General features: G+C 72.0%; 18 protein-coding genes. 5 read left to right on the top strand and 13 right to left on the bottom strand.

Annotated features, from left to right (window positions below):
• Positions 1-40: 40 nt before the first annotated feature.
• Both M3E84_RS06410 and M3E84_RS06415 read right to left on the bottom strand, forming a co-directional pair.
• Complete coding sequence (locus M3E84_RS06410; RefSeq protein ID WP_259895393.1) at positions 41-790, bottom strand: CPBP family intramembrane glutamic endopeptidase; 750 nt, start codon at positions 788-790, stop codon at positions 41-43.
• Positions 791-968: 178 nt separating this feature from the next.
• Complete coding sequence (locus M3E84_RS06415) at positions 969-1,964, bottom strand: D-2-hydroxyacid dehydrogenase (RefSeq protein ID WP_259895394.1); 996 nt, start codon at positions 1,962-1,964, stop codon at positions 969-971.
• Positions 1,965-2,027: 63 nt separating this feature from the next.
• Between M3E84_RS06415 and M3E84_RS06420 the strand changes: the two genes are divergently transcribed.
• The 3 genes from M3E84_RS06420 to M3E84_RS06430 are packed head-to-tail and all read left to right on the top strand — an operon-like array spanning position 2,028 to position 7,828.
• Entirely contained in the window at positions 2,028-3,308 is a 1,281-nt protein-coding gene (locus tag M3E84_RS06420; RefSeq protein ID WP_259895395.1) for an aspartate aminotransferase family protein, read from the top strand.
• 9 nt (positions 3,309-3,317) lie between these two features.
• Positions 3,318-6,353 carry an FAD-binding and (Fe-S)-binding domain-containing protein gene (locus tag M3E84_RS06425; protein ID WP_259895396.1) on the top strand — a complete coding sequence of 1,012 codons (3,036 nt, stop codon included), beginning with the start codon at positions 3,318-3,320 and terminating at the stop codon, positions 6,351-6,353.
• Entirely contained in the window at positions 6,350-7,828 is a 1,479-nt protein-coding gene (locus M3E84_RS06430; RefSeq protein ID WP_259895397.1) for an NAD-dependent succinate-semialdehyde dehydrogenase, read from the top strand. Before M3E84_RS06425 ends, M3E84_RS06430 begins: the two co-directional genes overlap by 4 nt.
• 40 nt (positions 7,829-7,868) lie before the next feature.
• Here the strand turns inward: M3E84_RS06430 and M3E84_RS06435 are convergent, their stop codons facing one another.
• The 5 genes from M3E84_RS06435 to M3E84_RS06455 form a co-directional block, all read right to left on the bottom strand.
• Positions 7,869-8,531, bottom strand: coding sequence for a GntR family transcriptional regulator (locus tag M3E84_RS06435; RefSeq protein ID WP_259895398.1), 663 nt, complete (start codon positions 8,529-8,531; stop codon positions 7,869-7,871).
• 699 nt (positions 8,532-9,230) lie between these two features.
• Entirely contained in the window at positions 9,231-9,413 is a 183-nt protein-coding gene (locus M3E84_RS12490) for a hypothetical protein (protein ID WP_396415578.1), read from the bottom strand.
• A 66-nt stretch (positions 9,414-9,479) separates the two neighbouring features.
• Positions 9,480-10,766 (bottom strand): PLP-dependent aminotransferase family protein, encoded by a 1,287-nt coding sequence (locus M3E84_RS06445; RefSeq protein WP_259895399.1) that lies wholly within the window; start codon positions 10,764-10,766, stop codon positions 9,480-9,482.
• A 7-nt stretch (positions 10,767-10,773) separates the two neighbouring features.
• Positions 10,774-12,033, bottom strand: a complete 1,260-nt coding sequence (locus M3E84_RS06450) for a M24 family metallopeptidase (RefSeq protein WP_396415579.1) — start codon at positions 12,031-12,033, stop codon at positions 10,774-10,776.
• A 103-nt stretch (positions 12,034-12,136) separates the two neighbouring features.
• Positions 12,137-13,732, bottom strand: a complete 1,596-nt coding sequence (locus tag M3E84_RS06455) for a PLP-dependent aminotransferase family protein (protein WP_259895400.1) — start codon at positions 13,730-13,732, stop codon at positions 12,137-12,139.
• 85 nt (positions 13,733-13,817) lie between these two features.
• On the opposite strand from M3E84_RS06455, the gene pdxS reads away from it, so the two are divergent.
• Entirely contained in the window at positions 13,818-14,726 is a 909-nt protein-coding gene (pdxS, locus tag M3E84_RS06460) for a pyridoxal 5'-phosphate synthase lyase subunit PdxS (protein WP_259895401.1), read from the top strand.
• On the top strand, positions 14,723-15,469 hold the full coding sequence (gene pdxT, locus M3E84_RS06465) for a pyridoxal 5'-phosphate synthase glutaminase subunit PdxT (RefSeq protein WP_259895402.1): 747 nt from the start codon (positions 14,723-14,725) through the stop codon (positions 15,467-15,469). The genes pdxS and pdxT overlap by 4 nt, the downstream gene beginning before the upstream one ends.
• Here pdxT and ald read toward each other — a convergent pair.
• The 6 genes from ald to M3E84_RS06495 all read right to left on the bottom strand — a co-directional run bounded on the left by ald (position 15,435) and on the right by M3E84_RS06495 (position 21,985).
• On the bottom strand, positions 15,435-16,526 hold the full coding sequence (gene ald / locus M3E84_RS06470; protein WP_259895403.1) for an alanine dehydrogenase: 1,092 nt from the start codon (positions 16,524-16,526) through the stop codon (positions 15,435-15,437). The two genes, pdxT and ald, sit on opposite strands and share 35 nt — an antisense overlap.
• Before the next feature lie 97 nt (positions 16,527-16,623).
• A complete protein-coding gene (locus M3E84_RS06475) occupies positions 16,624-17,106 on the bottom strand; it encodes a polyketide cyclase (RefSeq protein ID WP_259895404.1) in 483 nt (160 codons plus the stop codon).
• A 115-nt stretch (positions 17,107-17,221) separates the two neighbouring features.
• A complete protein-coding gene (locus M3E84_RS06480) occupies positions 17,222-18,457 on the bottom strand; it encodes a glycerate kinase (RefSeq protein ID WP_259895405.1) in 1,236 nt (411 codons plus the stop codon).
• 29 nt (positions 18,458-18,486) lie between these two features.
• Positions 18,487-20,001 (bottom strand): SLC13 family permease, encoded by a 1,515-nt coding sequence (locus tag M3E84_RS06485; RefSeq protein ID WP_259895406.1) that lies wholly within the window; start codon positions 19,999-20,001, stop codon positions 18,487-18,489.
• Entirely contained in the window at positions 19,998-21,587 is a 1,590-nt protein-coding gene (locus tag M3E84_RS06490) for a HAMP domain-containing histidine kinase (protein ID WP_259895407.1), read from the bottom strand. Before M3E84_RS06490 ends, M3E84_RS06485 begins: the two co-directional genes overlap by 4 nt.
• Positions 21,584-21,985: a hypothetical protein gene (locus M3E84_RS06495; protein WP_137802875.1), complete on the bottom strand. Its 402-nt coding sequence runs from the start codon at positions 21,983-21,985 to the stop codon at positions 21,584-21,586. Before M3E84_RS06495 ends, M3E84_RS06490 begins: the two co-directional genes overlap by 4 nt.
• Between the last annotated feature and the right edge of the window lie 74 nt (positions 21,986-22,059).

The following is a 22,059-nucleotide window of genomic DNA, read 5'->3' on the forward strand; positions in this document are numbered from 1 at the left end:
CCCCCCCCCCCTCCTCCGCTGTGCGGCTCTTCCCGGTGCCTCAGCCCCAGATCAGGGCGGTCAGCACCACCGCGCAGACCAGGGCGTTGTTGATCGCGTGCAGGATCAGCGGCGCCCACAGGGAGGCGAACCACAGCCGCGACAAGGTCAGCGCGGTGCCGAAGAACAGGATGTAGAGGACCGCCGGGGGTGAGACGTGGATGCCGGCGAACACCGCGATCACCAGGACGGCGGCCACGGTCAGGGGCAGACGGGCCGCCAGCCAGTCCAGCAGCAGCCGCCGGAAGAGGATCTCCTCGAAGGCCGGCATGACGACCACGGCCATCAGCAGGACCGGGATCGCGAAGGCCACGGGCAGGGTCATGATGTCCGAAGCCATGGGCGAGGCCTCCCCGGGGGACAGGCCCAGCAGCGGACCGATCAGGGCTGCGGCCGTCGCCGCGACGATGATGCTCGTCGGCAGGATCCATAGCAGGTGCAGCATGCTGCGACGGGGCCGACGGAAGCCCAGGTCTGCCCAGCTCCAGCCGTGCCGGTGCATGAGTCCGTACCAGAGCGTGCCCCACCCCAGCCCGGTGCCGCCGATCAGGACTCCCACCAGGACGGCCCCTGCGGTGCCGATGACCAGCCCTGCCAGAAGGCCCGCACCGAAGGAGCCGAGCGCCATCAGGACACCGGCGGCCAGACCCCACACCAGATGCGGCAGGCGCACGATGGGCGACAGAGTGCGGGGCCGTCGGGATTCGGACACGGGCGGGGGCATGGTCATGTGATCGAGGGGGCTCTGCATGGCTCCCACGCTATGGATCGAGATGCTGCGGCGTCGTCGGCCGCGGGGACGAGACGGCAGGCCCGTCCGGAGGGATGAGACCCCTACCGCAGCCCCCCACCCCGCCGAGTGGATACCCAGTTGCGCTGAGACGCTGAACAGCGCAACTGGGTATCCACTCGGCGGGGTGGGGGAAGGGTCAGCCTCGGACGTAGCCCTTGTGCTTGTCGACCTCGTTGGCCAGGGGGCGGCCGGCGAGCCGGGCTTCGAGGTTGCGCTCGAACTGCTTGCTGAGCGTGTCGCGCCAGCCCACCACGTCGCCGCTCATGTGCGCCGAGAGGTGGACCTCGTCCATGTCCCACAGCGGCGAGTCCCGCGGCAGGGGCTCCTGGGAGACGACGTCCAGCGAGGCGGCGGCGATCTGCCCCTGCTGCAGCGCCTCGATCAGCGCCGGCTCATCCACCAGGGCGCCGCGACCCGCGTTGACCAGGTGGGCCGTGGGCTTCATGCGCTCGAGCACTGCGGGACCGACGAGCCCGCGGGTCTGCTCGGTCAGCGGCGCGATCACCACGACGTGATCGGCCCAGCCCACGTGCTCGGCGAGCTCGTCGCTGGCGATGATCGTCCCGAAGTCCGGGTCCTGCCGTGCCGTGCGACCGGCACCCATGACTTCCATGCCCACAGCCTTCAGCAGCCGCGCGGTGGCCCGGCCGATCCCGCCCGTGCCGATCACCAGGACCCGACGCCCTGCGCTCAGCGCAGTCTCCCGGTGCTGCCACGTGCGCTCGCGCTGCAGCCGCTCGGAGCGGTGCAGCTGCTTGTCCTGGGCCAGGATCGAGGCCAGGACGAACTCCGCGATCGGGGTGTCGAAGGCCCCATGCGCGTTGGTGACGGTCACGGGGGAGTCGCGCAGCTCGTCGAACAGCAGCGAATCCACGCCCGCGGCCGCCACATGGACCCACTCGAGCGCATCGGCGTGCGGCCAGGCCTCGCGCAGGGCCCCGGAGAAGAAGTCCCACACGAGCAGGATTTGCGCCCCCACGATCGCCTGGGGAAGTCCCTCGGCATCGGTCCAGGTCACCTCGGCCAGCTCCTCGAACCGGGCGGCGCCGGATGGGGGCGGCGTGGACTCGGTCGTGAGGACGACCAGGCGGGGCCGGAACTCGGGCTGCGGGGACAGGGTCGCGGTGCTCATGCCCCCACTGTAGCGATGTCGGATTGTTGACAATCCTGCGGCGCGGTTCGGAGAATGTGCGGCATGACATCTCTGAGTCCCGTCCTCAAGCAGGCCACCCCGGTGGTCGTCGATCACGCCCGCGGCAGCTGGATCTACGGCACCGACGGACGGGAGTACCTCGACTTCACCACGGGAATCGGCGTCACGAGCACCGGGCACTGCCACCCGGAGGTCGTGGCCGCGGCGCAGGAGCAGGTCGGCAAGATCATCCACGCGCAGTACACGACCGTGATGCACAAGCCGCTGCTCGAGTTGACCGACAAGCTCGGCGAGGTCCTGCCGGAGGGGCTGGACTCGGTGTTCTACGCCAACTCCGGCTCCGAGGCGGTCGAGGCCTCCGTCCGCCTGGCGCGCATGGCCACAGGTCGCCCGAACATCGTCGTGTTCCAGGGCGGCTTCCACGGCCGCACGGTCGCCGCGGCCTCGCTGACCACGGCCGGCACCAAGTTCTCAGCCGGCTTCGCGCCGCTGATGGCCGGGGTCCACATGTCCGCCTTCCCCTACGCCTACCGCTACGGCTGGGATGAGCAGACCAGCGTCGAGTTCGCCCTAAAGGAGCTCGACTACCTCCTGCAGACCCGGACCGCGCCATCGGACACCGCCGCCTTCCTGATCGAGCCGGCGCTGGGCGACGGCGGCTACATCCCCACGCCACCCGCGTTCCTGGAGGGGCTGCGCGAGCGCGCCGACCGCCACGGGATCGTGCTGATCATCGACGAGGTCCAGGCAGGCGTGGGGCGCACCGGGCGCTTCTGGTGCCACCAGCACAGCGCAGCCGCACCCGATGTCCTCATCACCGCCAAGGGCATCGCCTCCGGCTTCCCGATCTCGGCGATCGCAGCCTCGACCGAGCTGATGTCCAAGGCCTGGCCCGGCTCGCAGGGCGGCACCTACGGCGGCAATGCGGTCTCGGCCGCCGCCGGCGTGGCCACGCTCGGCGTCGTGGAGAAGGAGGGCCTGGTGGAGAACTCCCGGGTCCGCGGCGAGCAGCTGCAGGCCGGGCTGAAGCAGATCCAGCAGCGCTTCCCCGTGATCGGCGACGTCCGCGGCCTGGGCTTGATGCAGGGCATCGAGTTCACGGCCCAGGACGGCTTGCCGGATGCCGCCACGGCCGCTGCCGTGCAGCAGGCGACCACGGAGCAGGATCTGCTGAGCCTGACCTGCGGCCCGGCCGGCAACGTCGTGCGGCTGATCCCGGCGCTCGTGGTGACCGAGGAGGAGATCGCCCAGGGCCTGCAGCGCTTCGAGGCAGCTGTGGAGACGGTCGTGTCAGCGGCCCCGTCCGGCACCACCGGCGCCTGAGGTCTGCCCATGAGCGAGGCCGTCTTTCGCAGCGACCCCGAGGCCCCCGGGCGGGACGCCCACAAGATCCTGGATCGGCTGCAGCAGGCGGGCCTCCAGGCGGAGGCATCCGCCCGGAGGCTGGCCGAGTACTCCTATGACGCCTCGAACTACCGCGTGGTCCCGCTGGCCGTGGTCTTCCCGCGCAGCGCGGACGACGTCTGCGCGGCCGTGCGCGTGTGCCGCGAGACCGGCACGCCCCTGATCGGGCGCGGCGGCGGGACATCCATGGCGGGCAACGCGGTGGGCCCCGGCGTCGTGCTGGACTTCTCGCGCCACCTCACGGCCATCCGCGTCCTGGATGAGGACGCGCGGACCGTCGACGTCGATCCCGGGGTGGTGCTGGCCGATCTGACCCACGAGGTCGAGGCCGCCACCGGCGGGCGGCTCACGTTCGCACCGGACCCGTCGTCCAAGAACCGGGCGACGATCGGCGGGGCGATCGGCAACGACGCCTGCGGCAACCACTCGGTGCGCTACGGTCGGACCTCGGATCACGTGGTCGAGATCGACGTAGTCACGACCGACGGCGCCCGCCTCACCGCGACCGGCAGGGGCCTGCGCGCCACCGATCCGCAGGACGAGCACTCCGATCGACGCGCCCGTGAGCTGCTGGGGCAGCTGGAGCAGCTCGGCCGGGAGAACCTCGCGGCCTTCCGGCTCGAGCTCGGACGCATCCAGCGCCAGGTCTCCGGCTATCACCTGCACAACCTGCTGCCCGAGAACAAGCTGAACATCGCGCGTGCGCTCGTGGGTTCTGAGGGCACCTGCGCCCTGGTCGTCGGAGCACGCATGCGCCTGGTGCCCAGGCCGCCCAACGCGCTGCTCGTGTGCCTGGGCTACGACGACGTCGTGGATGCCGCCCGCGACATCACCACGATCCTCGAGTTCTCGCCCGCCGCGGTCGAGGGCACCGACGCCGCGATCGTGGAGACCATGCGCGCCCGCCGCGGCCCGGACTCCGTGCTCGGGCTGCCGGACGGCCGCGCCTGGCTGTTCGTGGACCTCGATGGGGAGGACCAGGCCGCCGTCGAGGGCCAGGCGGAGCGCCTGCTCGAGCGGCTGGGCCGCAACGGCCGACTCGTGGAGGGCCAGGCCGTCCCGGACCCGGCCGAGCGCGCCTCGCTGTGGCGGGTCCGCGAGGACGGCGCCGGGCTGTCCTCGCGCCTGGCCAGCGGCGGCGAGTCCTGGCCCGGCTGGGAGGACTCCGCGGTGGCACCGGAGGACCTGGCCGACTACCTGGCCGAGCTGCGTGTGCTGATGGACGACCACGGGCTCGACGGGGTCATGTACGGCCACTTCGGCGCCGGCTGCATGCACATCCGCATCACCTACGACCTGCGCACCGACGACGGCCGCAGGGTCTTCCGCGAGTTCACCGAGGCCGCGGCCCGGCTCGTGGTGCGCCACGGCGGATCGCTGTCCGGTGAGCACGGCGACGGCCGCGCCCGCTCCGAGCTGCTGCCGCTGATGTACTCGTCGCAGGTCCTGGCGGCCTTCGAGCGCTTCCGCGCGCTGTGGGATCCGCAGAACATGCTCAGCCCGGGCATCATGACCGAGCCCGACCGGATGGACGACCACCTGGCCCTGGAGGGCGTCCCGCAGCGCGAGTGGCGCACGAGCTTCGATCTCAGCCCCGCCCACTCCCACACCTCAGGTGCGGCCGGCGGAGCGGGCGCCGGCCAGAGCGCCCCCGACCCCTGGGTGCACGCCGTCCAGGGCTGCATCGGCGTGGGGCGCTGCCGCGCGGACACCGGCGGGGTCATGTGCCCCAGCTTCCGGGCCACCCGCGATGAGAAGGACTCCACGCGCGGACGCGCTCGGGTCCTGCAGGAGATGGTCCGGGGCGCGCGGACCGTGGGGGAGGGCTGGCGCTCCGAGGAGGTCCGCGAGGCGCTGGACCTGTGCCTGTCCTGCAAGGCGTGCTCGACCGACTGCCCCGCCGGGGTCGATATGGCCACGTACAAGTCTGAGTTCTTCGACCACTACTACGCCGGGCGCCTGCGGCCCATCGCTCACCTCTCGCTGGGCTGGCTGCCGCGCTGGCTCGTCGTGGCCGGGCGGATCGCACCGGTCGTCAACGCGCTGCTGTCCACGCCGCTGGCCAGGGCGGCAGCCGTGCTGGGCGGGCTGACGCCCAATCGCAGGATGCCGCGCTTCGCTCGGACGGGGCAGTGGCGGCAGGAGGTCGCCGACGCCGCCGTCGACCCGGGCGCGGGCGATGCGGTGCTCTTCGTGGACACCTTCACCCGCGGGTTCCGTCCCGAGGCAGCCGGAGCGGCAGCCCGCGTCCTGCAGCAGGCCGGCGAGCGGGTCGAGTGCTCGGCCGAGGCCTGCTGCGGGCTCACCTGGATCTCCACGGGGCAGCTCGGCACCGCTCGGCGGCTTCTGGCGCGGGCCGCGGAGGCCCTCGACGACGGCACCGAGCGCCCGATCGTGGTGGTCGAACCCAGCTGCGCCGCCGCGCTGCGCAAGGACCTGCCGGAGCTGGTGCCCACCGACCAGGCTCGGCGCGTGTCCCGACGGGTGCGCAGCTTCGCCGCGCATCTGGCCGAGCAGACGGCGCAGGGCTGGCGGCCGGAGCCGGCGGCCCCGATCCCCGATCGCGTCGTGCTGCAGACCCACTGCCACGAGCACTCCGTGTTCGGCCCCGCCGCCCAGCGCCGGGTGCTCGCCGCCGCCGGCGTGCGCGAGGTCGTGGATGCCGCCGGGTGCTGCGGCGTGGCCGGGAACTTCGGCTTCGAGGCCCAGCACTACGACCTCAGCATGCAGGTCGCCGAGAACGCGCTGGCCCCGACCATGCGCGGCACGGCCGAGGAGGATCCCGTGCTGACCGACGGCTTCTCCTGCGCCATGCAGGTGGACCACCTGGACCCGCAGCGCCCAGGGACGCACCTGGCGCAGCTGCTGGATCCGGAGCCGTCGTCGGGCCCTGGAGAAGACCAGGCGAGTCCAGGCCACCGAGCCCAACAACCCGAGCGAGACCAGGAAGAGGAACCGCGATGAACGCCCAGGATCACGCCCGCACCGCCCAGGAAGTCATCTCCGCCGTGAGCACGGGACTGCTCATCGACGGCACCTGGGGCGAATCCGCCTCCGGCGCTCGCTTCGAGGTGATCAACCCCGCCACGGAGGAGGTCATCGCCACGGTGGCCGACGGCGGCCCCGACGACGCCCGCCGAGCCATCGAGGCCGCCGGACATGCCCAGGCCGGCTGGGCCCGCACCGCTCCGCGCGAGCGCAGCGAGATCCTGCGCCGAGCCTTCGACCTGGTCATGGCCCGGCAGGACGAGCTCGCCCTGATCATGACCTCGGAGATGGGCAAGCCCCTGGCCGAGGCCAAGGGCGAGGTCGCCTATGCCGCGGAGTTCCTGCGCTGGTTCTCCGAGGAGGCCGTGCGCATCGGCGGGGATCAGGTGCTCTCGGGCGATGGGAAGACCCGCTTCATGGTCTCCCAGCAGCCGGTGGGCCCGTGCGTGCTGGTCACCCCGTGGAACTTCCCACTGGCCATGGGGGCGCGCAAGATCGCCCCGGCCATCGCCGCCGGCTGCACCATGGTGTTCAAGCCCGCCGAGCTCACCCCCCTGACCTCGCTGGCGCTGGCCGACATCCTACTCGAGGCCGGGGTGCCCGCCGGTGTGCTGAACATCGTGTGCACGACCGACGCCGGCTCCGTCGTGGAGCCGTGGATGTCCAGCGGGATCGCGCGCAAGATCAGCTTCACCGGCTCCACGGCCGTGGGCGTGAAGCTGCTCGAGCAGGCCTCGCAGCACGTCATGCGCTCGTCCATGGAGCTCGGCGGCAACGCGCCGGTGCTGGTCTTCGAGGACGCGGATCTGGACCGCGCTGTGGAGGGCGCGTTCGCGGCCAAGATGCGCAACATGGGCGAGGCCTGCACGGCGGCCAATCGCGTCTACGTCCAGCGCACGGTCGCCGACGAGTTCGCCCGCCGCCTCGCCGAGCGCCTGGGTGCGCTGAGCGTGGGCGACGGGCTGGAGGACGGCATGCAGGTGGGCCCGCTCGTGGAGCCCAAGGCGCTGCGCAAGGTCCAGGAGCTCGTGGACGACGCCGTCGGGCGCGGCGCAGAGGTGGTCTGCGGCGGCTCGCGCCCGGAGAGGCCCGGCTACTTCTACAGCCCCACGGTCCTCTCGGGTGTGGATCCGGCCTCGAGGCTGATGGGCGAGGAGATCTTCGGGCCGGTGGCTCCGATCATCCCGTTCGACACGGAGGAGGAGGCCATCGCCCTGGCCAACGACACCCCCTGGGGGCTGTCGGGCTACCTGTTCACGCAGGACCTCGACCGCGCCTTCCGTGTGGGGGAGGCCATGGAGGTCGGGATGGTCGGGCTCAACACGGGCATCGTCTCCAACCCGGCCGCGCCGTTCGGCGGCATCAAGGCCTCGGGACTGGGCCGGGAGGGCGGCCGCGTGGGCATCGACGAGTTCCTCGAGACCCGGTACATGGCGATGCCGCGCGGCTGAGCCGCAGGACTGAGCGGCCGCCTCCGAGTCGGCGGCCGGCTCAGTCCTGCGGCTCCCGGAGCCTGCCGATCGCGTCCTCCATGTGGCCGTCGAGCAGACGGTCCAGCTCCGGCAGATCGGACTGCCCGATCGCCCTGGCGATCTGACGGTGCTCCTCCAGCCGCGGGGACTGCGAGCTGTAGCGGTGCTCCAGAGCCGTGATGCACATGCGCGTCTCGACCATGAGCGTGGTGTGCATCCGGGTCAGGCGAGGACTGCGCGCCAGGGCCACGAGCGCGGTGTGGAAGTCGATGTCGGCCTCCGTGACGCCGTCGAGGTCATCGCGTTCGGCGGCCTCCGCCATGGCCTGCACGATGCGCAGCAGATCCGCCTGCGCCGTGGCGGGATCGGTCTCTGCGAGGCGGGCGGCCGCCGCGCGCTCGATGGCCGTGCGGGCCAGGTACATATCGCGGACGTCGTCGTCGGTGATCTCGATGACGAAGACGCCGCGGTTGCGGATGCTGACCAGCAGGCCCTCCTGGGTGAGGCGCTGCATGGCCTCGCGCAGGGGACCGCGGCTGACGCCGAGGCTGCGGCTGAGGGCGGTCTCGTTGAGCTGCTGCCCGGGTGCCAGCTCGCCCTGGCCGATCGCGCGGCGCAGCTGCCGGGCGATCAGCGCCGGGGTGGACTCCTGGATGACGGGATTCAGTGCAGGGGGCGGCATGGAGGCCTCCGAGTGGGAGATGGGATTGTCGACGATCCTACCGTGCAGCCGGAGCGCCCGATGCGGGGACCGTGCAACGCGCCGTGGCCGCCCCCGCCATCGGCAACGCGACCGAGTGGTTCGGCTACGGCGTCTACGCGGTCTCGGTCGGCTGCATCACCCACAAGTTCTTCCCCGGCGAGCACGGCACCGTCCTGGCCCCGATCCTGCTGATCGTCCTGCGCGCAGTGCAGTGCTTCTGCACCGGCGGCGAGTACGGAGGCGCTGCGACCTTCCTGGCGGAGTACGCCCCGGCCCGCAAGCGCGGGTTTCCTGGGCAGCTTCCTGGAGTTCGGCACCATGGGCGGCTTCGCGCTGGGCTGCCTGATCGTGCTGCTCGGCGAGACCTTCCTGGGCCACGACGGGATGATGGCAGAGACTCCGGTGTTCGAGGAAGCCGAGGAGCTCCACGCTGCTCAGCTACATGCCCACCTACCTCGAGGGCACCGGCGGCATGGAGTACCAGACGGTGCTCACGATCTCCTTCGTCAGGCAGTTCGCCATGATGCTGCTGATCCCGTTCGCCGGATCGCTCTCCGACCGCACCGGCCGCAAGCCCGTGTGGCGGATCTCCCTGATCGTGATGTCCGTGCCCATGTACATGCTGATGTCGCAGGGCGTGTGGGGGACTCTGATCGGCATCGGCGTCCTGGGCGTGCTCTATGTCCTGCCGCTGGCCACGATCTCGGCGACCTTCCCGGCCATGTTCCCCACCAAGGTGCGCTTCGCCGGCTTCGCGATCACCTGCAACGTCTCCACGTCGCTGTTCGGCGGCACGGCCCCGTCCGTCAACGAGGCGCTGATCGAGGCCACCGGCAGTCCGCTGGTGCCCGCCTCCGTCATGCTCCTGAGTGCTCAGCGGCTGGGCGCTGCGCAGGGATCCTCGGGAGGCCCGCTCCATTCATGCGCTCAGCCGTCCAGCTCCGCGCGGGCGATGTCGAGTGCGCGGGCCAGCCGCTGCAGACCCTCCTCGGTGCGCTCGGGCGTCGAGGAGGCGAAGCACAACCGGAAGGCGTCCTGGAACCGGCCCGACGGGGACAGCGCAGGTCCCGGGATGAAGGCCACGCCCTCGGCCAGCGCGATCTCGAAGAGCCGGCTCGTGGAGATCCGCGCATCCTCGCCCTGCAGCGTGACCCACAGGAAGAAGCCGCCCTGCGGGTCGGTGGTGACCACGCGATCGCCCAGGTGGCGGGCGATCGAGGCGTCCATGGCCTCCTTGCGGCGCCGGTACTCGGTGCGCAGCCCCTCGAGGTGCTCCAGGTAGCCGCCCTGGCGGATGAAGCGGTCCACCACGTGCTGGTTCGGCACGTTGGTGCACGTGTCCATGGCCTGCTTGGCGGCGATCACGAGATCCCGCAGGCGAGGATCGGCGTCGATCCACCCCACACGCAGCCCCGGCGCCAGGACCTTGGAGAAGGTGCGCACGGAGAAGACCAGGGGGTCCTCCGGGCTCAGTTCGGCGAAGCTCGGCACCTCTTGGCCGGCGAAGCGCAGCTCGCCGTAGGGGTCGTCGTCCAGGATGACGCTGCCCCACTCGTGCGCCAGCTCGAGCAGGCGCTTGCGGCGCTCGAGGCTCAGCGTGGTCCCGGAGGGGTTCTGGAAGTTCGGGATCGTGTAGATCAGCCGCGGGGTGCGTCCCAGCTCGCTGACCTGGGTCTCGAGGGCCTCGACGTTCATGCCGTCGTCGTCCATGGGGATCTCGAGGATCTCGGCCCCGTAGCTCAGCGCGGTGCCGGAGCCGTTGGTGTAGGTGGGGCTCTCGACGACCACCAGGTCCCCGGGGTCCACGAACAGCTTGGAGGCGATGTCCAGGCCCTGCATGCCGCCGGAGGTCACCACGATCCGCTCCGGGCGGGTGGGGTGCCCGGTCTGTGCGCTCAGGGAGACGATGGTCTCGAGCAGGCCGGGCTCGCCCTCAGTGGCGCCGTAGGTGAACGAGCTGTCGTCCAGGACCTCGCCGGCCAGCTCACGGAACCGCTCGGTGGGGATGACCTCCGCGGCCGGGGCTCCCATGGCGAAGCGGACGATGTCGTGGGTCTGCGCGGCCAGCAGTGAGGTCGAGGAGTCGATCACGGAGCCCACGAGGCCGTCGGCGCGGGAGGCCAGCGGAAGGCGGCCCTCGTGCGGATCGCCGGCGATGCCCTCGGTCGGGCGGGGAGTCAGTCCGGGCACGGTGCTCAGGTGCGGGGTCGTCATGGTCTGCTCACTTCCTGATGAGAGAACGCGGGAACGCGGTGAAGGTCTCGGCTCCGGAGCGGGTGATCCGCACCGATTCGGAGACCTCGTAGCCGAAGCCGGTCATCCACATGCCGCAGATGACATGGAAGGTCATGTTCTTCGCCAGGACGGTCTCGTCCTCGGTCCGGATGCTGATGGTGCGCTCGCCCCAGTCCGGCGGGTAGCCGATGCCCACGGAGTAGCCCAGGCGGCTGTCCTTCTCCAGGCCGTGGCGGGCCAGCGACCAGTTCCACGCGCGGGCAAGCTCGCGCACGGGAACGCCCTCGGCGGCGGTGTCGAGCACGACCTGCAGGCCCTCGGCCACGGCGTCCTCCAGGCGCAGGAGGTCGTCGCTCGGCTCGCCGAGCATCACGGTGCGGGCCAGGGGCACGTGGTACCTGCGGTGGGCGCCGGCGAGCTCGACGACGACGGCATCGCCCTCGGTGAGCACCCGATCTGACCAGGTGAGGTGCGGGGTGTCCGCGGAGGTGCCGGTGGGCAGCATGGGGACGATCGCGGGGGAGTCGCCCCAGGCCTCGCCGTCGCCCTCGGCCTGCGCGCGGGCGATCTGGGCGGCCACCATGTTCTGCGGCACTCCCACGTCGATCGTGTCGATGGCCGCCTGCATGGCTGCCGTGGTGACCCGTGCCGCGGTGCGCATGTACTGGATCTCGGGTTCCGACTTCACGGCGCGGACCCAGTTCACGAGCTCGAAGCAGTCCACGAGCTTCCACTCCGGCAGAGCGTTGACCAGGCTGCGGAAGCCCTTGGGGGAGAAGAAGTGGGCGTCCATCTCCAGGCCCACGGCCCCGCGGGTGGCGCGGGCGATCAGGCCCCGGCGGCGCAGGCTGAAGGCGATCCAGTCGAACGGATGCAGGTGCGGACGGTGCACGTATTGCTCCGGGTAGCCCACGATCTGCTCCGGGGGCAGCCAGGCGGTGCGGAAGGCACCGTTGGCGTCCATCTCCCGCAGGTGCAGCAGCATCTCGCCCTCATCGGGCACGAAGAGCAGCTGCGGGGTGTAGAACGACCAGGCGTCGTAGCTGGTCAGGTAGAAGATGTTCGCCGGATCCGTGACGAGCAGGGCGCTGAGGCCCTGGTAGTCCATCTGCTCGCGCACGGCCTTCAGGCGGCGGTCGTACTCGGCGCGCGTGAAGAGCGGCGGGCGGACGTCGTCATCGGGCGTCCGCTCCGGCTCGGGGGCGGCGTAGTCGCGGTTTCCCGTGGGGAACTGAGTGCTGCTCACGATCCCGACCCTAGAACACCGCGTTTGATTGTCAACAATCCGATCATCCCCCTCCCGCCGAGTGGATACCCAATTGCGTTATCGGGGCGAACAGCGCAACTGGCTATCCACTCGGCGGGGTGGGGTGGGTGGGGGTGGCCTCGCAGGCGGCGACGAGCTGCGGGAGGACGCGGGAGAGCACGGCGTCGTCGGTGCGGGCGAAGCCCACCACGATGCCGCCGTCGCTGGCATCGGAGGCGGCCCCCCAGTAGGCGGAGCGGTGGCCCACCAGCAGCCCGGCATCGCGGCAGCGGCGCACGACGGCGGCCTCGTCGTCGTCCGTCGTGATCACGACGTCCACGCCGCCGTGCATGGGCGCCAGCCGGGCCCGCTGCGTGCCGGCGAAGGCATCCCGGATCCGGTCTCGACGCCGGGCGTAGACCGAGCGCATCCGACGCGTGTGGCGGCGCAGATAGCCCGAGTCGAGCAGATGGGCGATCGCGGACTGGGTCACCGCGGAGACCGGGACGCCGAGCTGGCGGCGCCGCTCCAGCACCTGACCCAGCAGCGAGTCGGGCAGCACGAGATAACCGGTGGCCAGAGCCGGGCTCAGCAGGGCGGAGAACGTGCCGAGCAGAGCCACGGACCCGCCCGTGGGATCGAGCGCGGACAGGGTGGGCAGCGGGGCGCCGACATAGCGCAGCTCGGAGTCGAAGTCGTCCTCGACGATCAGCACGTCATGGCGCTGCGCCCACTCGAGCAGATCCAGCCGGCGCTGCAGGCTCAGCGAGCCGCCCAACGGGTATTGGTGACTAGGGGTCACGATCAGGGCGTCCGGAGCCTCTTCTCCTGCGGGGAGGAGGTCCACGCGCAGGCCGTCGTCGTCGACCGGGCAGGCGACGCGCTCGTGCCCCAGCGCCTCCACAGCTGCGCGCAGGGTCGGGTAGCCGGGCGACTCGACCCCCACGCGCAGCCGTGCGCGTCCGACCCGGGCGGACAGCACGCCCAGCAGCAGGCTCAGACCCTCACGGGCCCCGGCGGTGATCACGAGCCGGTCGGGGTCCGCCGGGAGGGCGCGCATCAGGCGCAGGTGCTCGGCCGAAGCCCGGCGCAGGACGTCCTGTCCTGCCGGATCAGGTCGTACGGGCAGGGGGTGGCCGGCGGCATGGCGCCAGGCCGCTCGCCACGCGGGCCCCTCGACGCGGCTGGTGTCCGGCTGGCCGGGGCGAAGATCGAGCAGGTCCTCCTCACCGGCGAGCGGCCGATTCCGCACCGCTTCCGCATCGAGCGGCCGATCCCCCACCGTCTCGGCGTCGAATCGGTGAGCATTCGGCCAGTCGCGGGAGGGGAGGTGACGAATCGGCCGGTCGATGTGTGCGGGGTGGGGAATCGGCCGCTCGCGGGGCGCAGGGGCTGTGGAGGCGCGGCGGGTCGACGACGGCGGATGGATCCTCTCGAGCCCCGGATGCACCGTGGTGGGCCGTCCCTGCTCGGCCCGCAGATATCCCTCGCCGATCAGCTGCTCGTAGGCGGCCACGACCGTCCCGCGCGAGACCCCGAGCCGGGAGGCGAGCAGGCGCGTCGAGGGCAGTGCGTCGCCGGCTGTCAGGGTGCGGGAGGCGACTTGGGCGCGGATGCCGTCGGCCAGCTGGACGGGCAGCGGCAGAGCACCGGAGCGATCGAGCACCACGGCCAGCGCCACGGAGGAACGTGCGGTCATGACCTCAGTCTGCCGCACTGGTCCTTTCGAAGCGGCAGGAAGTGGATCTTGTGGTGGACCAGTAAGCCGGGACACCATGCTCGGCATGACTGAGAACACCACTGCCTCCACCGGATCGCCCCTCGTCAAGCGAGGCCTGGCCGAGATGCTCAAGGGCGGCGTCATCATGGACGTCGTCACCCCGGAGCAGGCCCGCATCGCCGAGGACGCCGGTGCCGTGGCCGTCATGGCGCTCGAGCGTGTGCCGGCCGACATCCGCGCCCAGGGCGGCGTGGCCCGCATGTCCGACCCGGATCTGATCGACGGCATCATCGAGACCGTCTCGATCCCGGTCATGGCCAAGGCCCGCATCGGCCACTTCGTAGAGGCCCAGGTCCTGCAGTCGCTCGGTGTGGACTACATCGACGAGTCCGAGGTCCTCAGCCCCGCCGACTACGCCCACCACATCGACAAGCACGGCTTCACCGTCCCGTTCGTGTGCGGTGCGACCAACCTGGGCGAGGCGCTGCGCCGCCTGGCCGAGGGCGCGGCCATGATCCGCTCCAAGGGCGAGGCCGGCACGGGCGACGTCTCCGAGGCCACCAAGCACATCCGCACCATCCGCAAGCAGATCGCAGACCTCCAGGCGACCTTCCGCTCCAACCCCGACGAGCTGTTCGTGGCCGCCAAGGAGCTGCAGGCCCCGTACGACATCGTCCGCGAGGTCGCCGAGACCGGGAAGCTGCCGGTCGTGCTGTTCACCGCCGGCGGCGTGGCCACCCCTGCCGATGCTGCGATGATGATGCAGCTCGGCGCCGACGGCGTGTTCGTGGGTTCCGGCATCTTCAAGTCCGGCAACCCGGCCGAGCGCGCGGCGGCGATCGTCAAGGCCACGGCCCAGTACGACGACCCCGCCGCGATCGCCGAGGCCTCCCGCGGCCTGGGCGAGGCCATGGTGGGGCTCAACGTCGGCGATCTGCCCGCTCCGCACCGCCTGGCCGAGCGCGGCTGGTGAGCCCGGAGGCTCCCGAGGCCGCGGCGCCGAGACGTAGGGGAGGCCCCGGGGACAACGCGCGGGGCGACAGCGCCCGGGCCGACATCGCCTGGGGCCGCAGCGGCGGCGACGACGCCCGCACCGCGCGCATCGGCGTCCTGGCCCTGCAGGGCGGGGTCGCCGAGCACATGCGCATGCTCGAGAGTCTGGGCGCTGACGCGGTCACGGTCCGCTCACCGGCGGCCCTGGAGCAGCCTCTCAACGGGATCGTGCTGCCCGGCGGGGAGTCCTCGACCATGGACCGTCTGCTGCGCCGCTTCGGCATGAGGGACCGCCTGGCGCAGCTGCTCCAGGGCGGCCTCCCCGTCCTGGGCACCTGCGCCGGGCTGATCCTGCTGGCGGAGGAGATCGTGGATCCGGCGCCGGGGCAGACGAGTCTGGCCTCGCTGGGGATCCGGGTGCGCCGCAATGCGTTCGGGCGCCAGGTCGACTCGACCGCCGAGACCCTGCAGACCTCGCTCGGCCCGGTGGCGGGGGCCTTTATCCGGGCCCCCGAGGTGCTCGAGGTCGGCGAGGGCATCCAGGTCCTCGCCCGCCGCGGCACCGCTCCCGACGGCGACGGCCCGATCGTGGCGGTCGGCACGGACACGGCGCTGGGGCTGTCCTTCCACCCCGAGCTCACCGGCGATGACACGTTCCACCGCGAGCTGCTGCGCCGTATCGGGGACCTCAGGCGGCCGGCAGGTCCGGGAACTCGGCGATGACGTCCGCGTTGCGCAGCTTGCCGTGGGAGGTGGACAGACTGCGCTCGAGTTCGCGGGAATCGGAGCAGGCCTTCTTCCACCCGCTGTCCGCCACCTGCAGGACGTAGGGCAGGGTCGCGTTGGTCAGCGCCGCGGTGGAGGTGGCCGGCACGGCCCCGGGCATGTTGGCCACGCAGTAGAAGACCGCGGGCCCGACCTGGAAGGTGGGGTCGTCGTGGGTGGTGGCGTGCGTGTCCTCGAAGCAGCCGCCCTGGTCCACGGCGATGTCCACGAGCACGGCGCCCTTCTTCATCTTCAGGACCATCTCGTGGGTGACGACGTTCGGGGCCTTGCGGCCCGGGATCAGCACCGCGCCGACCACCAGATCGGCCTCGAGCACGCAGTTCTCGACCTCGTAGGGGGTCGAGACGACCGTGCGCACGCGGTTGCCGTAGAGGTCGTCCATGGCGCGCAGAGCCTCGATCGAGGTGTCCAGCACCGTGACGTCGGCGCCCATGCCGACCAGCTGGTGCACCGCATTGCGGCCGGCTTGGCCCGCCCCGATGACGGTGGCCTGCGCCGGGCGCACACCGGGGACCCCGGCCAGCAGCAGGCCGCGGCCGCCGTGGGAGGCCAGCAGCGCGTTCGCGCCGACGGTGGCGGCCATGCGGCCGGCGACCTCTGACATGGGCGCGAGCAGCGGCAGCGCGCCGCGGTCGCTCTGCACGGACTCGTAGGCCAGCGACGTGGTGCCGGAGTCCAGCAGCGCCTGGGTCAGCTCGCGGCTGGCGGCCAGATGCAGGTACGTGAACAGCGTGAGGTCATCGCGCAGGAAGCCGTACTCGGAGGGGATCGGCTCCTTGACCTTCAGCACGAGCTCCGCCGCCCAGGTCTCCTCGACGGGCACGAGGACGGCGCCGGCGTCGGTGTAGTCCTGGTCCGGGATGCTGGAGCCGATCCCGGCGCCCTCCTGGACGCGGACCTCGTGGCCGTGGCCCACCAGCTGATGGACGCCGGCCGGGGTGAGGGCCACACGGCCCTCCTGCGGCTTGGTCTCCGTGGGGACTCCGATGATCATGTGCGCTCCTTGAGGTCAGGACGCCGTCGACCTCGTCGTCGACGGCGCGTTCGGGGACGCCGGTCCGCGCCCCCGGGGCGCGCCGGGCCGGCTGGACTCAGCTCAGCTCGTCTGCGAGCCGATGCAGCGTGGCCTCGATCTTCTCCTTCTCGACGACCGGGAACCCCTTGGCCTGGCGGGTCTGCTCCGAGGTCTGGGACCAGTCGCAGTAGTTGACCACCTCGGTGGTGTCATCGGGGGTCGAGCGCAGGATCCAGCCCCATGCCCAGCCCTGCGGCTCCTGGCCCTCGTCGGCCACGAGCCACTCCAGGCGATGCTCGAGGTCGTAGCGGGTGACGTGGTTCTCCGTGCGGTACTGCGTGGTGCCGTCCGTCCAGAGCATCTCCATCACGAAGACCTGCCCCACATGCTCGAGCGGCTCCTGGCCGACGGCGGCGCGCACCATCTGCGAGCCGTCGATGCGCGCGTGGTTGGCGGGGTCGCGCAGGAAGCTCCACACCGTCTCGATGGGGGCATCGATCGCGGCCTGGAGGGCGATGCCGTCCTCGGCGTGCAGATCCTGGATCGTCGATTCGCTCATGGTCCCATTGTGGCGCTCGCCACCGGCAGTCCTCAATGGAGCGGGAGCCGGTTGCCGCCGGGGACCGCGAGCGGCACGACCGCCGCGGGCGGATCCGACGACGGTCCCGCGCAGCTCACCAGTCGTCTCCGACCAGCCGGTCCTCGGCGATCGAGGCGCCGAGCATGAGGGTGCGCATGAACCGCTCGGTGGCCTCGATCAGCAGCTCCTCGCCGTCGCGCACCGCCTCCGCCAGGGACATCGGCACGGGCAGGATGGAGGCGACGGCGTCGATGCCGATCCCGTGCACGGCGTCGGATCCCTGGCCCAAGGTCCCTGCCAGGCCGATGACCGGCACGCCCTGCTCGGAGGCTCGACGGGCGACCTCGGCGGGGACCTTGCCGCGCGGGGTCTGGAAGTCGATCGCCCCCTCGGCGGTGATGACCAGGTCGGCGCCGCGGATCGAGCTGTCCAGGTCGATCCCGGCCAGCCCCGAGTCCAGCAGCGCCTCGAAGCGCGGCACCAGCTCGGCGCCGATGGCCGCCATGCCGGCGCCGAGGCCTCCCGAGGCCCCGGTGCCGGGGCCCAGGGCGAAGTCGCGGTCCCGGGTCCGCTTGAGGCCGTCGCGGCCCAGGATCTCCGCCCAGTTCTCGAACCCGCGCGACATCTGCTCGACCTGCTGCGCCGTGGCGCCCTTCTGCGGGCCGAAGACCCGGGCGACGCCATGGTCGCCGGTCAGCACGTTGTGCGGGTTCAGGGCCAGGACCACGCGCACGCGGCCGGCGCTCAGCGACGGGTGCAGACCGGAGAGGTCCAGGCTCCGGGCCTCCGTGAGCGCCGCGCCCCCGGTGCCGACCGGCTCCCCGTCGGCGTCCAGCACCCGGGCGCCGAGGGCCGTGAGCGCCCCCAGGCCGCCGTCGGAGGTCCCGGAGTCGCCGCAGCCGACGACGATCGTCTGCGACCCGTCCTCCAGGGCCGCGCGGATCAGCTCGCCGACCCCGTGGGTGGTGGTGAGCGTGGGATCCCGGCGATCGTGCGGGACCAGGCGCAGTCCCGCGGCCGAGGCCATCTCCACGACGGCGGTCCCGCGCGCGTCGCCGCCCAGGCGGGCCCAGTGCGCCTCGACCGGCTGACCCACGGGCCCTGTCACCCGCGCGGGGATCAGCTCGCCGTCGGTGGCTGAGGCCAGTGTGCGGGCCGTGCCTTCGCCGCCGTCGGCCACGGGCACGGTGCGCACGCGCACGCCGGGCACGGCGCGGCGGACTCCTGCGCTGATCGCGCGGGCGACCTGCTCGGCGTCCAGCGACTCCTTGAAGCCGGAGGGCGCCACCAGGACTCGGCGGACGAAGGCGGTGGAGGATGCGGCGGTCATATCGGACTCCTCGGTGTTGAAGGGGCGGGTCAGCGGAACAGCGGCAGGCCCATGAGGGGCCAGACCAGGAAGGCGAAGACGAGCACCAGCACTGCCGAGATCGGGGCCAGCCAGGCGGAGAGCCGAAGAAGGTGCTCGGGGCGGAAGGTCTCGACGTCCTCCACGTCGGAGAACAGGGTCACGGGCTTGGCGGAGCTGGTCAGCGTGTGGCAGAACCCGGCCGCCGCCGTCGAGGCGAACGCCGCGGCGGAGGCATCCACCCCCAGGCCCGGGGCCAGGGCGACCACGATGGGGATCAGCACGGCCGAGCGCGCCGAGCGGGACTGGATGACCAGGTGCGCGGCGGTCGAGAGGACCACGACCAGGACCACGAACGCGATGGGGGCTCCGGGGCCGATCCGCTGGACGGGGCCGAGAGCTCCGGCGGCCAGCCAGTCGGCGGCTCCCGAGTCGACCAGCCCGGTGCCCAGCGTCAGCGTGGCGGCCATGAACACGAACAGCGACCACGGCACGGACTTCAGCGCCTTGCCCAGGTCCACCGACCCCCATCGGGGGCTCGCGGCCAGCAGCGCGCCCAGCAGGCCGACGATCGCCGGGTGCAGCCCGTGCAGCGGCTCCGAGCACCACAGCACCACCACGACGGCCACGAGCATGGCCGAGCGGGTCTGCGCGGTGGTCAGAGGTCCGGAGATGGGCGAGGCCGAATGCGCCTGCATGTCCTTCAGGCTGATCGAGACGGGCTCGCGCCGGTCCTCCCGCCGGGTGAACAGCCGCAGGATCAGCTCGGTGCACACGTGCGAGGACACCACGGCCAGCGGAAGGCCCAGGATCAGCCACGTGGCCACTCCGAAGCTGCGATGCCCGGCCGCGTCCAGGATCTGGGCGGTGATCAGATGCGCGCCGGCGCCCAGGTAGGAGGCCACCGCCGAGAGCAGGATGACCGACGGGAACAGCAGGGACAGCGCCAGCACCACCCGCCGGTGCGGCGCCAGCACCGCCGCCATGGCCGCGAAGACGGGCAGGGCCAGGGCCGCCCGTCCGGAGGTCGACGGGATCGCGAAGGCCGTGACGACCAGCACCGCCGTGGTGAGGTGGAACAGCGGGCGCAGCCCGGAAGCGCCGGTCACCACGAATGCCGCCACGCGGGTGGCCAGTCCCGAGGCGGTCACCCCGGCGGCGATCACGAAAGCGGTCAGCAGCAGCCACACCGTGTCCTCGCCGAGCGAGGAGAAGAGGTCCTCGTCCCCGACCACGCCGGTGGAGACCAGGATCAGCGCAGCGCCCAGCGCCACGTAGGTGTCCTCGAGCGGGGAGAAGATCCACAGCCACACGGCCACGCAGAACACGCACAGGGTCAGGGCGCCGTGGGCCGGCAGCTCATCGCCCAGGACCGAGGCCCGGATCACCACCGTGCACGCGACGAGCATCACGACCGCCAGGATCAGCGCGGCCGGGCGCGGCCTGGGGCGCGAGCGCGCCGGCGCGGGGCGGCCGCTCTGCGGAGGGGTCGAGGCCCAGCGCACGGAGCCCGTCTGCGCGCTCATCGCTCCACCCGCATGGCCTCGGCCACGCGGTCCTGCGCGGCGGAGTCCGTCTCGTCGAGCTCCTGCCGATCGGGCTGGACGAGGGGAAGATCGAGTCCGACCGAGGTGCGCCCGTCGGGCTCGGAGGCCACCCACAGGCTGCCGCCGTGGGCATCGGCCACCGCGCGTGCGACGGCCAGCCCCAGGCCCATGCCGCCCACGTCGGCGGATTCCTCGGTGCTGCTCGAGCCGCCGGAGGCCTCGGACAGCGCGGCCGAGCGGTACTGCTCGATCATGGCCCGGGCCTGCTCGGCGCTCAGCGGCCGACCCGCGTTGGTCACCGACAGGCGCAGGACCCGCCCCTGTGCCGCCGCCGAGACCTCGGCGTTCTCGTCGTCCTGCGACTGCGACTGCGACTGCGGCTGCGGCTCGGCGACGGCAGCGCTGAGCTGGATGCGCTCGCCGTCCTCCGTGTGATCGACGGCGTTGCGCGCCAGCTGGCTCAAGGCAGCCGACACGGCGGCGGCATCCATCGGCGCGGTGAGATCGGGCGCGTCGTCGAGCTCCCAGCTGCGTCGGGGGAAGCGCTGGGCCAGGTCATGGCGCAGGCGCACCACCAGCGGGGCCGCGGCCGTGGGCCGCATGCGCAGGGCTCCGGGCCGCTGCGCATCGGCGAGCAGGCTCAGATCCGCCAGGCTGCGCTGCATCTCCTGCATGCGGCGCCGGAGGCGGCTCAGCTCGGCGCTCGACAGCCCGTCGGAGCCCTGCGAGCCGGTCTCCAGGTCCCGACGACAGGCCTCCAGGGGGCGGGCGAGATGGCGCTCGACCTCGGCGGCCACGTGCGACTGGCGATCGAAGAAATCCTCGAGCCGATCGAGCATGCCGTTGACCGCCTGGGCCGTGCTGGAGATGTCGTCGCGGCCCTCGACGGGCACGCGCGGGGAGAGGTCGTGGCCCGAGACCCGCTGGGCCACAGCCGCGATCCGGCGCACCGGCAGAAGGATCTGTCCGGCGGCGAACCACGCGATCAGGGCCGTGAGCGCCAGCCCGCCGGCGGCCACGCCCACGAGCAGCAGGACCTGCTGATCCACGTCGTCGTGGGCCGGGTCCGTGAACTGCAGGACCAGGAAGGCCGATCCGTCCTCGGTGTCCACCCGCCCCCACCGCACGCTGCCGTGCTCGGTGTCCCGAACTCCCGAGGCCGACGGGTCCGCGAGGAGACTGTCGAGCTCGGCGGTATCCGCGGCCAGCAGCTCGCCGGCGTCGTCGGCGGCATTGTCCAGGTAGGAGACGTCGCCGTCGGCCACCGCGATGAAGGCCTCGTGCGTGGCCGGGGTCTGCCGGGAGAGGTAGCGCTCCATGAGCTCGGCCTCCGAGGCGAAGGGCTGCGCGGTGCGAGGATCCACGCCCTCGTCGACGAACGTGCGGAACTCCTCGACCTCCTGCACGATCCCGGCATCGGCGGCCTGATCCACCTGCCCCTGCAGCAGCGAGCGCATGGTCACCACGACGGCCAGCAGGGCGATGGCGGTGGTCAGCACGATCCAGCCCACGATGCGCCAGCGCGCCGAGACCCTGGATCCGCGCTCCTGAGCGTCCGCGCTCATCGCGTCACCGTCCCGGCCTCGGGGACATCGTCCTGCTCGCCGTCCGAATCGGTGTCCAGATCGACCTCGTCCGGCCCGTCGTCGTCCTCCGGCTCGAGGTCTGGATCGTCCTCGTCGTCGTGCTCTTCTTCATCGACGGGGGCGGCCGGCCCGGATGTCGGCGCCTGCTGCTGCTCCCGGTCGTCGGCGGGTGCCGGGTCCTCTGTCGCCTCCGGCTCGGTCGTCGGGGCGGGGGCGGAGGCTTCGGGATCGGGCGACGACGGCGCCGTGACCCGGGTGCTCACAGGATCGGAGGGCAGAGTGGGCGGCATCGTGGTCCGCGCCAGCTGCTGCGTTCCCAGCGCGGTCAGCACGGGAACGGCCATGATCAGGACCAGGAGCAGCACACGTCTCAACATGACAGTGAAGTGAACTCCGAACAAATGAAATGCAGATGAGCATCCGGGCCGCGGACGCTCAGCACTCGACCCCA

It is taken from the genome of Kocuria sp. p3-SID1428 (genome assembly GCF_025149945.1).
Classification (GTDB): domain Bacteria; phylum Actinomycetota; class Actinomycetes; order Actinomycetales; family Micrococcaceae; genus Kocuria.